The sequence below is a fragment of the Butyrivibrio proteoclasticus B316 genome, assembly GCF_000145035.1.
Taxonomy (GTDB): Bacteria; Bacillota; Clostridia; order Lachnospirales; family Lachnospiraceae; genus Butyrivibrio; species Butyrivibrio proteoclasticus.
In genome coordinates, this window is the sequence record NC_014387.1 from 915,035 (window position 1) to 932,130 (window position 17,096).

The window sequence follows — 17,096 nt, forward strand, 5'->3', positions numbered from 1 at the left end:
TATATACTTTTGGATAGAATAACATCTTGCTTTAAATGAATTGTATACAATATATTCTTTCAGAGGAGCTTAGTAGTGAGTAAATTTTATTTCAGAGTAATATCAATAGTGCTGGCGATGGTAATGGTGATTTCCAGCAGTAACGTAAGTACGTTGGCTTATGATCCAATTCCTGAAGATGTAGAGGAAACTGTTCAGGATCCGGAAAACAAAATCCCAAATGAAGAAATCTTAGACCCGTCCAAGACTCAAATTCCACCAGATGAATTAAATAAAGATGGTGAAGGAGAAAATCCTGATAAAAAGGGTGAAGGCAAAGTTGAAAAAGAGCCTTCTACGGGAAATGGTAATCCTCCTGTAATAGATGAGAATCTTAATAATGGTGGGAATACCCCACTTAATGAGGAAGGTAATGGACAGAAGTCTTCTGATGCAAATGGTAACCTAGACGGTAATGGACAGAAGTCTACTGACAAAAATGGCAACCCTATAGATAAAACTGGCAAAAGCGGCAGTGAAGAGGACATTCTACTCGATCAGGATGGAAAGCCTATAACACCGGATGGAAAGCCTGTAAAGGATGGAGAAGAATCTCTCAAAGGTGAAGATAAGTCCGGCGAAAAAAATCCGGCAAAGAAAGATACTGACGCTACACCTGTAAAAGAGCAGATGACCCTTGAAAGTGAGAGTGGAAGCGGAAATGTCAAAGTTGAAGGTAAGCTTCCACAGGGAAGTGTCCTTACAGTAGACCCAATTTCCGATGAAAGAGCTCGCGAGCTTATCGGAAATACAGACGAAAACGTCGTATGTGCATTTGATATTACACTCTCTTTAGATAATAAGAAAATAGAGCCTGACGGAACAGTTAAGGTGACAATAGCCCCTCCTTCAGGACTTGATATAGATTCACTTCGTGGTAAGCAACTTAAGCTTATACATATATTAGATGATGGCAATAAGGAAGAATATGATCTTCAGATAAATTCAAACGACGAATTTGAGTTTGAAGCCGGAAGCTTTTCTCCATGGATCATTACTATAAATGGAGAAGAGAAAGAAGTTGATTATATAGAAAAAGCAGACGGTAAGACTTTTAACCAGACAATCAGAGTAAACTTCAGTGATGCCTCACTTGTAAATTCTGCTTCCAAAGTTAAACTCACCGTATTTGGAAATATATCTAAAGATAATGTGAAGAGCGGAGAAAACGTTAGTAAGGAAATGTTTTCTCTTTTATCCATGGAATTTGGAATGACAAGTTTAACATCCAATGCCGGTGGATCATCAGCCTATGCGGACTGCACAATTACAGGAATTCCTGCATACATAATCGGCGGGACAGGTGACGTTACCAAGGGCGGAAATGGCAGCTACAGTATGCCTTCAGGCTTTTATGGTGTGATGGTTGAAACGGTAAATGGATACACACCCAAGCAGGGAAGCGGAGAAGGCGACCTTATTATTCTATCTCCGGTAAAAGATGACAATGACGCTTCCTGGAGTACCAGATTGGTAACTGTTGAAAATGATATTTTGGATCTTGTAAGTCCATCATTTAGCATAGACTGGCAGGATAACCGTAACTTTGCCGGGATGCGTCCATATTCTGACGGATCTTCTATTATGGAGGGCAAATCTTCAGAAATTGCTGGCAAAATTCTTCTCTTTTATAAAAATGGCGATTCATATATGCCTGTGGATTCTGACTCTCTTGTACTTGTGTCAGCAGGTAGTGAGAAGCCTCTTATATATTCATCATCCTTTAGCACCTGGAACGTATCATTTAGTAAGCTTCCTAAGAGTAATTCTCAGGGAACTGAATACGAATGGTATATAAAGCTAAGTGATGATTTTCTTGATGATGGAACTGACAGAAAGGCATATTATAAGGCAGCTGGTCTAAATAGCGAGGGATATCTTCCTATATCTGGAACCGGTACATCCAAAATATCTCTTGAATTCACTGATGGTGTCAGAGGTAGCATCATTTGGAGAGCGGATACCAGAGAAATAAGCATTCCATCTATGCCAACAGGAAATACATTATATGATACTGCCGGAATGAAGCTCTATATGAAGGCTGGAGACGATACTGCCAAAGAGGTTACGACTCCCTACATTATAAAGTGGGAAAAGACTCAGGGTGCAGATCAGGAGATCTGGAATTATGATATTTCAGGGCTTCCTCTTTATACTGCAAGAGGAGATGCCATCGTTTATTACACTGTTATAGGACAGAATCCATATGTAATGAACATGAATGAGAATGACTCAGTATCCTATAAATTTATTTACGATAACGGTGAAGTCAGTTCAGAAACTGATAAGTGCTATTCCGGCCAGAAAATATATGCGACAGTTATGGCGGATGCAGAGTTTTCTTTTACCAAGGCATGGTATGACGGAAATGATGATGTCAGCATAGCCAGGAGAAAGACCGCTATAGAAAAGGGAATAACTCTGTATTTGTGGAGATATCCCGTAAATAAAGGCATCACCGATGGTGCACCTGTAACCAGGGACGCCAGACAATACACCTATAAGCTCACACAGGCTGATGCCGGGGATGTAGATAATAACACTATCTCTATTACGCAGGATAATTTTGCGACAGGTCAGTCAGATACATTTCCTAAATATGATGAGATGGGTTACAGATACATTTATTATGTGACAGAGGTGTCAAATTCTGAACTCTACAAGACTATATATCATAACGGAGATGAGGCATTTGACGGGACCTCAACAGATAAAGCAGCTGAAAACGGTGGTCTTATATGCAATGTCAGAAGTACCAAGGTTGCCCCTTCTGTTACCAAGATATGGAAGTCTTCCTCTGTAGCAGACTATGTGGGCTCTGAGAGCACGTTCGCCCTTCAGAAAAAAGTGGATGGAAACTGGATAGATACCGACAACGAAGTTGTTCTAAAAGGCTTTTCTTCAGGCAAAAAGAAAGTCACAGGAGTGTTTGGCGTTCAGGACTTATACGACGGTCTTGGAAGAGGCTATGACCTAAGAGTAATTGAAAAGACTGTGGTTTCCGGAAGCAAGGTCAGCAACTGGGTTTCTGATGAGTGGACTGAGGAAAACGGAGTTTATAGTGCCGTTTTTGAGCTTGGTGAGTATACATATCAGGCTGTTTCTGAGATGAACCTAAATATGACAGATGGGTCAGAATCAGCAGAAGCTGTAGTCACTAACAAACTTTATGGAACCAAGGAGCTAACCCTTAAGAAGATATGGGATGGTGACTGGGGAATTGGAACTTCTGAGGATAAGACAGGCAATGTAACCTTTGATATTTATCGCTCTGATAAATCGGAGGTTTACGCAACTGTCACTATGCAGAAAGCTACTGACTCAGATAGTAAGACAGAAGGCGAAGGCAGTTTAACTATCACTGGAAGCGATAGCTTCGTAAGAGCCAAAAATGAAGAAATCTATGAGATAGAAGGAAGCGGAAGCAAGTATACATGGACATCTGCTCCTATCATAGTTCCGGCTTATGCAGAAGATGGAGAACAGTACACTTATACAATTAAGGAAAGCGTTACAACAAGCCAGAGTTTTGGAAAAGAGTACTTTATAAATGTTTCCGGCAAAAAGATCGAGCTTACTGCCAAAAACTATACAGCATCTGACGGAAATAAGGTGAGATTTGATGTCAATAAGATCTGGAAGGATGAGGGAGATCTTTTCCAGAGAACTGATATCATGGTGGAATTTGGAACCTATGACGCTGGTGGAGAATTTAATCCTATAGATGACGAGAACGGTAAGCCCTATATTCTCTATCTGAAAGCTTCAAATAATTATTCTGAGCGCATTTGGATTGACAAAGATAAAGCAGCCGGGATCAGTATAAGAGAGAGCCTTTATAATGAGGCAACCGGCTCTTATGACAGAGTGATGACAGATTTAAACTTTGATAGCGACCAGGTTCTTACAGGTGGCTATATAGGTGCTACTACCGGAAGTCAGGGGAATTTAAGCAGACCCGGCTATAAAGTTCAGATTACTAAGGGCGAGAACTCTTTTGCCATTACTAATACAAGAATTGCCAAGAGAGCTTTTGAATTTATCAAAGTATGGAAGGATTCCGAAAATGCTCTTAAGCTCAGAGGAGACTTTCTGAGAGTAGCTCTTTTCAGAGAAGAAAATGGAAGCGAAAAAGAATTAGCCTATATCGATATACCTACCTACAAACCGGATGATAACAACACTCTTACAAGCGGAGATGCTCTGAAAGCTTTCTTTAGTAACAATGGAGCGTATTACCCTGCTTATGATGAAAACGGGCAGAGCTATCAGTATAGCGTCAAGGAGTATATCTGCAAGGGAACTTATACAAGTGGCGAGCAGGTTCTTGCTGATGGAGAGGCAGAAACTGCTGCTGATTCCAATGAAGAAGTTAAGATAAATGCCACAACTGAGACAACCACAACAGGGTATGTGGTTGATAAATTCACGGAAGATACTTCATATGAGCTTCTCGCAGCAGATGCAGCGCTTAACAGGAAGTTTGCTGAACTGCTGATTCAGGATAATTATGAATACACCAATATGGCAGCAGGACAGAGGGCAGAAGTTCCTTTCTACCTGGTATGGAATGATCCGGCAAAGAGCGATGTCAGACCTGACGTGTATTTCACCCTTTACTACAAGGTTGGAGATGAAGGAGAGCTTAAACCTTATACCGGCGAGTACACAGAGCGTTGGGATGATGTGGAAAGCGGCAACAAGTATATCCAGAAGGCTATATTTGGAGGACTGCCTTCTGCTGATGCAAACGGAACTGTCTACAGCTACTATGTGGCACTGACTCTTAATAATGCTGCTTCCAATTACATAGTGGATAACTATACTGATGATTTTGGTATGGGCGAAAATGGATCTTTGCATGATACAGATTCACTTGAGGTTATACCTGTCAATGGAACCAATTATCTCAAGGTAAAAGATGGAGTTGAGACTAGTCAGTACACCAAAGAGAATAGCTTTGCAGTTATCGGGATCAAGGATACAATCAAGATTGAAGGACGTAAGCTCTGGCTCGATGTTCCTGAGGGAATTACAGCTAAAAATCTTCCAAATGCATATATTTACCTGTTTAGAGAAAGTGATTATGACGACTCAAATAAGGTTCCTGATATATCAGGGGTAACTAGGCTTGAAGACAGGAAAGATGCTTATTTCCAAAAGTCAGTTCAAGAGATAGCTTCAGGTGATGGCTCTAAGTCTCCGCAGGGGCTTAATGAGGCCAAGTCTATGTTTATATTTGGTACATTCGATGAAAGCGGAAATCCTGTATATGTAGAATTCCCTAAATACGATGAAATGGGATTTTTGTACAAGTACAGTGTTCGAGAGATAATCTACAACAAGTATGAACATGAACTTCCGGCTGAGATCATGGTGCCAAGCTATTCTGACAACACAGCCGACCTTACAAATGTTTACAAGATTTCTAATTCCAGAAACAGGAGAAATTTTGAAGTTACAGTTAACTGGGAGGGTAGCAAGAAGTTTGATGCTGAGAATGATGCCAAGGCAACTGTAAGGCTATACAGGGCAGAGCTTGATACCGATGGTAACTATGATGACGGTAATTTCGATAATGTAACCCCTAATACATCAACTGCTGTGTTCAATATGGGTGCATCAGAGCTTGTTGATGAGAAGATAATAGCCAGAAGCGACGGCGATTCATTTAAGGCTGAATGGCTTAATATGCCTATTTTTGCTCCAAGTGGTAAGCTCTATGCTTATTATGCTATTGAGATGACAGATGATATGCCGGGCTTTAGTGTGACAGCAACTGGTGATGGCAGCATTAAGACCCAGGTAAAAGCTAATAATCAGGAAGGTTTTACAGGTCTTGCTTTTGGAAATAATGGAATATACCTTAACAATGTAAATTCTGAGAATCCTGATAATAAGAAGGTTGCAACATTTACAAATACCTACAACACATTAGCTTTTGACACTATTACATTTACAGCTGAGTGGAACAGTGCATACGCATCCCTTATTCCTGACAGCACGGGGCTATCAAATGAGACAGATGCTGATATAACAAAGAGAGCTTTGACTTTTGAGGTTACAGCAACTGCTGCTTCTCAGGCCGGCAAAGATAATAAGAATGGTTTGACTTTTACTGAGGGAACAGATTTTACAGTTATTTCTGTTACACCTTCAAGCGACGGTCAGGGCAATAAGTGGGATTACACAATCAGGTTTAATAGCCCTGTGCCAGTGTATTCTGCAAACGGTAATCTCTATACCTATAGCGTAAAAGAAAAACTGAATTCAGATTTTGTTAAAGCAAACTACAAAGAGGATAAATCTGTTATTTCAGCCATTGCAAGTAATGCTGTAAGTGACCAGAACGATAGCAACCTGACACTCAATATCAGTAACAGTAGCAGTAACATCCTGAAAAATTCTCTTAAGGGAAATATAAGTGTCTCTAAGAGATGGGACGACTACAGTAATGATTATGGCATGAGAGAGGGACTTATCAGATTCAAGGTTGACTATAGAATTGGCAATAGTGGAACCTGGATGCCTTATGGAGGAGGCGATGATAACGAATCCCAAGGCACTTATCAGACCTTTTCACTTGATAAAAATGGCAGCTGGAAGACAACCATATCAAATCTTCCCGTTGCGGCCAAAGATGCTACTGACAGCTATAGAGCCGGTGATAAGTACCAGTACAGAATAAGAGAAACTCAGATAGTCACAACAGAATCTAACGAAGCAGAAGTAGTTTTAGATGTACCACTACCTGAAGCTCAGAATGCAAATGCATCCCAGAGTGTCATCTGGAAACAGAATGGAACTGGCAAAGAGGATACAGATAAGTTTGTCGATATTGTTTCTGTGGGAAACTACAAGGTTTATAACCCTACAGATATTACTGATATTTCAAGTTCAAAATCAGTTAAGATTGTAAACCAGCTTGATTCTGACAATGCAGTAACCAAGTTAAAGGTTGAGAAAATCTGGGATGATGAGTCAGATAAATACGGACTCAGGCAGACTTCTGTAACAATCATGATCCAGAATTCCAAGGATGGTAATAACTGGACTGATGTGGCTTCAAGAGTAATTACAAGTTCATCAGCAGATCCTTCAGATAGCAACAAGTGGGTTACAACCTTTGAAAACCTGCCTAAATACTATGGAAGTGCTACTGATAACGATAGGTATTTATACAGAGCAGTAGAAATCAATATTGGAAAGAGCGGCATCGCTGATAGTGCAGGCACTCCAACAGGACCTGTTAGCCAGAATAATGCTTACAGAATCGGCTCATATCAGGTAGAGCATAACGTTAATACAGATGAACCGACTTTGTATGTCACAACTATCAAAAACAGTCTAATTAAGAGTGTTAACAGAATAAACGTTAACAGATACTGGAATGATGAGGAAACATCACATTCAGGAGTAGCGATTGGTCTCTACAGCTCCAACTTTAGAAGCGGAACTGCAGCAGCGGGAGTACCTGCAAACACAGGCTCTTTAGCTAAGCTCAATTTTGACGGAAGCTCTCTTACTCTTACTGATGATGCTCCTTCAGGCACATTTACAGGACTTCCTGAGTACAATAGTGACGGAAATTCTATTGTCTACTACATAAAAGCTACTATGCCAAGCAGTTATAAGACTCAGTATCTGTCAGCAACGGGTGACTGGCCTTCTACAGGACTTGTGCCTGTTGATGCTACTCAGCATACAGATGCGGGTATTTCATCAGGAAACTTTTTTGTTACTGTTATGGGAACGCCATATACAAGTGCATCTGTGAAAAAAGAGTGGTCTGATAATGACAATATATTCGGAACAAGGCCAGGAAGCGTAAATGTTAAGCTTCAGAGAAAAGAAGTGGATACTGCAGGCACAGAGTACGCAGATGTAACCTGGGCGGATATTCCTGAAAATGTAACGGCAGCAGGCAAGATAAAGAGTGGCAAGGGAAGTGAAAAGGCTATAGTAACTCTTAGCGGTTCCTGGAGCGCAAGCTTAAGCCTTCTTCCTGCCTATAAAAGAACCTACAGCAGTAAAGCAACAAAATATGAATACAGATTTGTTGAATGTGATGCAAGTGGCGAAGAGTATGAACCTGTTGGATATAGTTCAACTCTTTTAACAGATGCTGATAATAAGACAACTATAACCAATACACTTATCACCAAGGATATCACTGTAGTTAAGGTGTGGGATGATGACAGCAATAGAAGAGGCAAAAGACCTTCCGCTATAACTCTAAGTGTAAGCGGACAGGGCAGATTTGCTGACAGAGCGGTCACCCTCAGCGAAAGCGGACTAGCTACAGGGACAAGTGCTGACTTTGATGTAAGAGCTGCAGTAAGTGCAGATGGAAACACCTGGACTTATACCTTTGCAGGCCTTCCTAAGTATGTCTACGGCAGTGGAGTAGCTTCTTTAGCAGATATGGCTTATTCTGTTACTGAGGATATAGATGCTACCTATAATAACGGCCTTATCCTCAAGAACTATTACACTACTAATTATGCGGCTGATGGAGATGCAACAACTATCACCAATTCTGCAGTAGATTCATTTGTTTCTCTAAGAGTCGAGAAAAACTGGGAAGATGATGATGACAAATATGGTCTTAGACCTGAGAAAATAACAGTTTCTATCCAAAGATCATCTGATAACGGACAGACTTGGAGTGACTTTGATACTCAGGATATTGATAATAGCTATGTGGCAGCCGGTGATGGAAATAAGTGGTCTAAGGTATTTAATAATCTTCCCAAATATGATGGAAATGTAGAAGATAATCTTATTTTCAGATACCGCGCAATAGAAGTTAAGGTCGGAGATGATGCTGTTATAGCAGATGATACGCAGGAAACTACTATTTACAGAGGTGGCGATTATATAGCAGAGTATGACCATAATTATACTAATGCAGCTCTTTTTGTGACTACTATTACAAATGAGCTGGATTATGACCCATCACGCGACCTTGGAATTATCAATACAACCGAACCTGTTCAGGATGAAGAAGGAAACGACATCAGGGGCGGCGAAGTTAAGACATATACAGGTAGTAAGAGCGTAAATAGTGAAGAAGATATAGATGAAGCTGATTATGTTGATGATAGTACAGAGTTTATCCAGGATGCCATGTCTGTAGAATTCAGACCTGATGAAGAAAAAGGCTACACCTATTCTGATTCACTTACTATTAACTGGTGGAATGACGGAGACAAATTAGCAGATGATCCTCACAGACAGTCAATCAGCGGATATCTGTACACTGACGAGGAAAGCGGCAAAAAATATCCATATGTAGGAAAGCTTAAGCTGATAAATGGCGAAATAGCCTACGAGCCTATCGATAGCGACAGTGATAGCGATGGACAAAGAACTATAGATGCTGAGTATATTGAAGCTTTTAAGGCAGCATGGTCACCTCTTTTTGAAAATGTGGACAGTTCATTTAATGTCATAACTATCCTGCAGGGATCTGTTGTTATTACCCTTGCAAGCGAAGCTAGTAAAATGCCACTTAGAACCCTTGTTGAGGTACAGTTCGTGCCTGTAGTACAGCCGGAAGACCCTGTAATTAACCTGCCACCGTTCAATATTCCAATTCCGAATCCGCAGGGTAATACAAATCTTCCATCTTTTGGAAATGGAAACACTCCTACACCTGGAAATAATGTACCGGGAAGTTTTCCTGTCCCTGGAAATGGAAATACGCCAACACCGGGAACTGGTAACACAACGACTCCAGAAACAGGTAATATTACAACTCCTACAACTGGAAGCGGTAGTACTCCAACATCTGGAAATACGACACCTGGAAGTGATAATGGTAGTGCAAGTACTCCGTCACCAGAAAATGACAATAACAACTCTACTTCACAGGAAAGCATAGATACATCCGTAACAACGCCTGTATCAGATTCTGAGAGTGGAAATACAGATGCTACAACACAGGTAAATGAAGCTCCTCAGGATGACCAAAACGGTAGCGCGTTAGCTTCTGGCAATGCTCAGAGTAATGATGAGAGTAATGCTCAGAATAATGACCAAAGTAACGACGCAGCTCATAAGGGAGTTCGAACAGGAGATGATACTCCATTAACACTCCTTGTAGTAGTTCTGGTAATTCTGATTCTTGCCTTTATAGCTGTCTATGTTATTTACAGGAAAAATAAGGGCAGAAAAGATAAGATGATATGAGTAGATATAGAACATGTCAGTGATGCAAGACAATAATGAGAATAAAGCATGAAAAATGATCTTATTAAAGAGAAAATTTTAAAGATAATACTGGCACTTCTGGGGATTGGAATCCTTGTTGTCGGCGGAGCTATTGCGGCCATCATGGCAGGCTATGCCTCTGATCAGAAGGATAATCAGCATATCAGAGATCTTGCCTATAAAAAAGATCTTTCTGGTGCGCAAAGCGGCATTGCCCCTAAAAGAGCAGGTTCTGATGGGAATTTAAGTGCCGAAAATAGTGATTCCTCAAGAATTATGGAAGAGACAGTAATTGACTTTAATGTGCTCAATACTATCAATAAGGACACCGCAGGCTGGATAACAGCCTGCGGTGAAAACATTGATGGACCTGTAGTTCAAACAGATAATAATGACTATTATCTGGAGCACCGCTTTGATGGAAGTAATGGAAGTGTGGGATGCTTTTTTGCAGATGCAAATGGTGGACCGGCATTTGTAAGCCCTCTGACCATAATTTACGGCCACAACAGGAAAGATGGAAGTATGTTCCATCCCCTATTAGAATACAAAAACCCGGACTACTATCATAAGAACCCTGAATTTACTATAGATACACCTGAGGGCAGAATACACTATGCAGTTTTCTCAGCCTACTACGGCGACTACGAAGACATCTTCGATGACACACTATTCGATGCCCTTACAAATAACGACCAGACTTCCCTCCAGGCCCTATTCAACCAGTCCCTCGATAAATCAATCCTAAACCTTACTCCTGCAGAAACCCAAGCCCTCCAGGCCCTCTTTTCCCAGGCTCTAGGCACCAATACAGCCCAGCTAGTCATGCTCTCAACCTGCGAATACTCAGGAAGCGACAACAGAATGGTAGTCCTCGGCCTCGCCGCCTACTAACCCCTGCCACTCACAGTTTGCAGTAGCCCCTGCCTTCCCGGGGCAAGGTGGCCTTCGCTCATTCTGGAAGTTTTTTTCCTCGGCTCCTGTCCGGGTATTCATTGGTTCATGGATGGCATCAAAGAATCCCTCGGTTCAAAACTCGCCTCCGGCAGCACTGGCGCAGCAGCCATTTTCCCATGCGAGTCTGAGATGGCAAATGCGATTTTCTAATGTTTCCATAGCATTTTTTCACGATGCATGCGAAGCACTGTCTGAAGCAGGACGGAAATTATGTTTTTTATTATGAAAATGACATAGCTCGCTTTGCGAGCGTATTAAAAAGAGGCGGAACCGTCTTCTCCAAGCTTGCTTGGAAGAACGATTCCGTCTCTTTTTATAGATGCTACGCATCATATGTCATTTTCATTTAGTAGATATTCTGTCCGTCCTGCAAGTTTTGCTGAGCATGCATCAATAAAAGAAAAAATGCGGAAACATCTGAGAAAATCTGCATTTGTCAGTGACGAGCAGGGGGAATGGTGCAAGCAAAAGCTGCCCGGAGGCTCAGACATGTTGAACCGAAGCGGGATTCTTAATATGCCATCCATGAACCTAATGAATATAGCAGGACATACACAGAACTCAAAAATACTTCCATGAATGTCGCTTGGCTCCTTGCCCTGGGAAGGCAGGTATTTATCCGGAAACTGTGAGGGCTACCTTAGAGCTGCGGCAAGGGAGGATCATTTTTCGCGCATGGTGTAGTTTTCGTCGTGGTCGATGAGGCCGAGCATGATTCCTGCGAAGAGGGGATCGAACTGGGTGCCGATTCCTTTGGCGATTTCTTCGCGGACCTTGGCCTGGGGCATGACACCACGATAACTACGGGTGCTGGTCATGGCGTCGTAGGCATCTGCAACTGCGATGATACGGGCTTCTTCGGGTATTTCTGCTCCGGCAAGGCCGTCGGGATATCCGGTGCCGTCATAGCGCTCATGATGCCACCTTGCACCTATGGAGAGCCGCGGGTTTTCTTTGATACTCTCTAATATTTTGCCACCTATTACAGGATGAGTTTTGATCATTTCGTATTCTTCGTCAGTTAGTTTACCTTGCTTGTTTATGACACTATCGGGGACACCAATCTTACCTACATCATGGAGAAGTCCCATCATGTACAGCTCATTTTGCTCACCTTCGGAGTAACCCAGCTGCTCAGCAATCATTTTGGTGTACCTCGCAACTCTCGAGGAATGACCGTTAGTGTAAGCATCTTTGGCATCAATTGCCTCTGCCAGTGCACTTACCACCTCCATGTTCAGCTCTGCAACCTTCTTGTTATTGTGCTGCTCAATCTTGTAACCAAAGTAATAGAAGAACAGGATCAGAACGAAAATAATAATGGATATCAGAATATTAACTGCAAGCTGCGAATGAACACTTTCAAGGAGCTCTGCGTTGTTGACAGCAATGATCACAACCCATTTTTCCATGATGGCATGTACAAAAAGAGTACTCTGCTTGCCATCAATAACTGTATCAAACTGTCCCTTACCAAAACCTATGATATTGTTCTCAAAAATATCCCGGCTCATACTGCCGCGCTTTGTAATATCCTTGTGAGCAACCACGAATCCATCCTGATCAAGCACCATTCCATACCCTTTTCCGGCAACACTTATCTGCTCTGCGATTTCCTGAATGTGATTGACCTTAACATCAAGGCATACAACATCATGCAAGTGCTCGGACGGACCAGAAGCTTCTCTTCCAAAGCTTTTGGCAAAAGTAATGACTATATCTCCGGTCTGGGCGTCAAGATAAGGAGATACAATTGCAATCTCACCATTAGCTGCAATTGCAGTCTTATACCAGTCTCTTTCCTCAGGGTTATACCCCTTTGGCGGGATCCATCCGGACCCATCCATGAAGACTCCGTTAACATAGGCATAGATACCCGTAAAGTTCTCATCAAACTGATGGGACTGTATTTTGGTCTGGTCAGTTATATATTTGTAAATATCTTCTGTTGACGCGCCGCTTTGATCCATCAGCTCTACTGTATCTGCGACAACTCGAAGAGTAGTCTTGGCAACAGAAATGTAATTCTCAAGCTCTGCAGCTGTAGACTTGACTACGTCCTTGGCATCTTCATTGATCTCAGTGACAGACGCATTATATAGAAGCCTTGTGTTATAGACAACTACAAATAGCATTAGAGAAAAGGTGATGATGATCGTAAAGATAAAGCTGAAGCGGCTTCGCCTTGCAGAGTCCATATCAAGCTTCTTGTTCCTGACTTTGGCGTAGTGATGGTCTATCACATATACCAGGAGCAGGACCAGAAGAGATAATGACACGGAGATGACAAACAGCATTACAACGATCCTGTCGGAAGCCGTAGTTCCAAGCTGCATGGCGGGAAGAGTATTTTTTAATACGATAGAAAGAATATAGCCGCCAATGGATGCGCCGCAGATAAGGACAGAAACGATTGCCTGAAACAGCATCTGATATCTGAATTCAGCAAGCTCGTTTCCGGAATCAGCAGAAGTCTCTTTATTAAAGTGCTTGCCCGCAGCCCATGCAAACAGGATCATCAGTACAGAACTGGATATAGTAAAGTAAGGATAAGGATCAGCAAAATCGTTTTCCCATGTAAAGCATGATGCAGTCCACATACCGTATTCGGAGATCAGGAACAATAAAACAATTATTGAAAAATGAGGGAATTCCGCACCTTTTTTTCTGTTGCATACATAGTACATTATTTCCTGCATGCACAGGACCATAGTGATAGTAGTAGTTCCTACCTGCCACAGATTGTTGAATATACCGCCGTATTGGATATACAGAGTGAACTGAATGATGTTAGTGAGAAATGGCCATAGAATGAGAGGATGGAAAAAACATTTGGCTTCATCTGAACGAATGCATAGAACAGCAAACACGAGAACAAAGTATCCTAAATTCCAACCAAAATAAGCCAGAAACTCAGATACTTCCGGATACGAACCCATAACTAGAGAATATATTGTCCAGTAATAATCACTTAGAAAATCAGCAAGAAAGAAAGTTATCAGCAGCCAGTACCAACGCTTTGGGGTCTTGATATATTTAAAAAGACATCCCAAAAGCCCCAGAATAGCAGCAAGCAGGGTTAGCACATTTTCAAAATTATCAACTACCATTATGCCATCCTCATAAAAATGTTGCTCGTTTCTATTCCATTATGTACTAAAACTGCTATTAATAATATTAAATAAAACTAAAATGTATCAGTATTTCGATAATTATTTTGACAATATGGTTTATAAATAAATTGGGTACAATCATTAAAGAAATATAAAATAACGTTTCTCTATTGAATGATATTTTGAATATCATATAATTAATTCTAGTCGCGGGATTTGAGTTGCCAATAATTGGTATCCCGTAAGGTACATAACATCATTTAACGAAGGGAGACGATAATAATGATAATTAAGAAAGTACTTGCGACAATGCTTGCTACTACACTTATGGCTGCTTCCGTAATAAGTGCTAGTGCAGCAACTCCGACAACAAAGTCTTCAGAGCCAGCCAAGGAAGAGGTGAAGACAGTAGAAACAAAGAGTGAGCCTCAGACAGAGGACCCATTCGAGGAAGTAGTATCAGCTACAAAGCCGGTAGTTATCGCTGGAACAACACTTAAATCAGATGTAGCTGGAGCAATTGCACTTCCTAAGACAGCAGCTATTGCTGGTGTAGTTCTCAGACAGGCTTCAAACACAATTAAGGCCGCAGCAGGACTTGCTTCTAATGAAGCTCCATATGTTAAAGCATATGAGATTACAGCTAAGAAGAGCCCGGCAGCTTACGCATCATTCAATGCAGCAGCTGCAGCAGCAGGCGCAACAGTTCTTGACGCTGTTAATATCGACCTTGGTAAGATGGCAGGCGGTAAGTTCAGCGATCTTCCAGCAGGCGTAACAGTTCCTACAACAATCGCTGTTAAGAACGCTGGTGGCAGAACTCTTGCAGTAGTTAAGGTTCTTCCTGGTGGAGCAACAGAAATCCTTCAGGATACAGATGACAACCCTAACACTGTTACATTCCCTATTACAGGTGGACTTGCTGCATATGCAGTTATCGCTTACTAATTAATGGATAATAAGAGTTTAGATAGAAGTAAGGAGCAGTCCCACAAAGACTGCTTCTTGCTTTTAAAAAATAACATATTTTTACTTTTGGGGATGAGTATAGCTGTTGCTATATGTATGTATGGAATTTTAGGTATTTTTGGGTTTTCTGCATTTCCGGACGAGTTCGGTTACTGGTCGCCGGCAGCCGCTATTCTGGGTTATGACTGGTCAGAGATAACGGGACTTGGTTCGTATTATTCTTACGGATACAGTGTTCTTTTAGTCCCGATTCTATTATTATTCCATAATGCGATAACTACATATAGAGCTGCAATCATACTCAATCTTGTGCTGCAATGTCTGTCAATGGTCTTATTGTTTCTCATAGCAAGGGAACTTTTTCCTGAGGAGAACAGAAATGTCCTTGCAATTATTGCAGCTATTGCTGCGTTATACCCCGCCTGGATGTTCTACGTCAACACAACCATGGCGGAAGCTCTTTTGTACTTTGGTCTTATTTTATCGATTTATCTGATGTTTAGGTTTGTCAAAAAGCCTGGCGTCTTATTCGGAATTTTGTACGCAATTTTGCTCGTCTACCTGTATATGGTTCATATGAGATGTATCGGAACCATAGCTGCAGGGCTCATTACAATCATCATCTGGGCTGTGGCCCGCACCAAAAATCATACACGCAAAGGCTACAGGATATGGATACTGATCGCACTGGTGATAGCTCTTTTTGCAGGAACATTTCTGTTAAAAGATAAGATCATTCAGATCCTGTACCACAGAACATCAAGCGACATCCTGAGTTGGAACGATTACTCAGGGCTGGCTTACAGAATTAAGAAGATAATAAGCCTTCAGGGCTTTACATATTTGGTAAAAGATATATGCGGAAAAGTGCTCTATTTAGGACTTGCCACCTTTGGAACAGCGTATTTTGGAATAGCGCTTTGCGTTCGAAAATTTGTCAGTTCTTTTGGCAGGATCAGGAAAAGAGAAGCTTCTTACACAGACTTTTTGTGGATATATATCTTGTTGATAATAGTTTTTCAGTTTCTGGTGGCACTTGTATATTTAAATGGTGCTTCGGCGCCGGAAGCAGACAGACTTGATAACTTCCTTCATGGCAGATACATAGATTTTTTTATTCCGATATTATTCGTTCTGGGATTTGAAGAGATGCTCTCAGGGGAAAAGACATACCTTGGGATGGCGATAGTTCTTTTGATGTATCTGGGACTTGGATTTGTAGCTTACAGGGTAATTGCTGAAAATAACCTGTTCATGCGAAATGCTCATGGATTTACCATGGTCGGAATGAGCTATTTTATCGAATACCCGTTTACAGATACTTTTGCCTTTTTTAGAAAAGAACTGCTATTGCAGATAGGGCTTACATTAGTCGTGGACCTGATAATTATCCTGTGCAGGCGCTTTAGGCAGAGACTTTTAGTTGCACTGTTTCTGATAATTCAGGTGTCACTTGGAGTAGTTGCCTGTACTAAGTTTATTTTCCTGAATCAGAGCTATATATATGAAGATGTGAGACTGGCGGATGTTCTAAATGACGTCACAGACATGTATCCGGATAAAAAGGTTGTTCATATATATGAGGGAGAAGTCCCTTATATACAGCTGGTTCAGTTCGGCAGCAGGGATACGGATATTCAGGTAGTAAACGGAGATGAAGTTGACGTAGATATAAATGAATATCTTCGTGATGACACAATACTCATAACCTGTGAATGCCAGGACTACGCCCAACAGGTTAGAGATTACTACGACGAAGAATGGATGCTTGGCCATTTAAGGCTATATTATAACCAATAAAAA

Annotated in this window: 5 protein-coding genes; 4 read left to right on the forward strand and 1 reads right to left on the reverse strand. The window is 41.4% G+C overall.

The genetic code is table 11. The features are described 5' to 3' along the window. Positions 1–75: 75 nt before the first annotated feature. Together BPR_RS03860 and BPR_RS19600 are read left to right on the forward strand one after the other, a co-directional pair. Entirely contained in the window at positions 76–10,233 is a 10,158-nt protein-coding gene (locus BPR_RS03860; RefSeq protein WP_013280151.1) for a Cna B-type domain-containing protein, read from the forward strand. 48 nt (positions 10,234–10,281) lie between these two features. Then, positions 10,282–11,148, forward strand: a complete 867-nt coding sequence (locus BPR_RS19600) for a class B sortase (protein ID WP_013280152.1) — start codon at positions 10,282–10,284, stop codon at positions 11,146–11,148. A 725-nt stretch (positions 11,149–11,873) separates the two neighbouring features. Here the strand turns inward: BPR_RS19600 and BPR_RS20945 are convergent. Further along, positions 11,874–14,321 (reverse strand): HD domain-containing phosphohydrolase, encoded by a 2,448-nt coding sequence (locus BPR_RS20945; RefSeq protein WP_013280154.1) that lies wholly within the window; start codon positions 14,319–14,321, stop codon positions 11,874–11,876. A gap of 285 nt (positions 14,322–14,606) precedes the next feature. On the opposite strand from BPR_RS20945, the gene BPR_RS03880 reads away from it, so the two are divergent. Continuing rightward, on the forward strand, positions 14,607–15,272 hold the full coding sequence (locus BPR_RS03880; protein WP_013280155.1) for a hypothetical protein: 666 nt from the start codon (positions 14,607–14,609) through the stop codon (positions 15,270–15,272). A gap of 117 nt (positions 15,273–15,389) precedes the next feature. Continuing rightward, entirely contained in the window at positions 15,390–17,093 is a 1,704-nt protein-coding gene (locus BPR_RS03885; protein ID WP_167531142.1) for a glycosyltransferase family protein, read from the forward strand. The last annotated feature ends 3 nt before the right edge of the window (positions 17,094–17,096 follow it).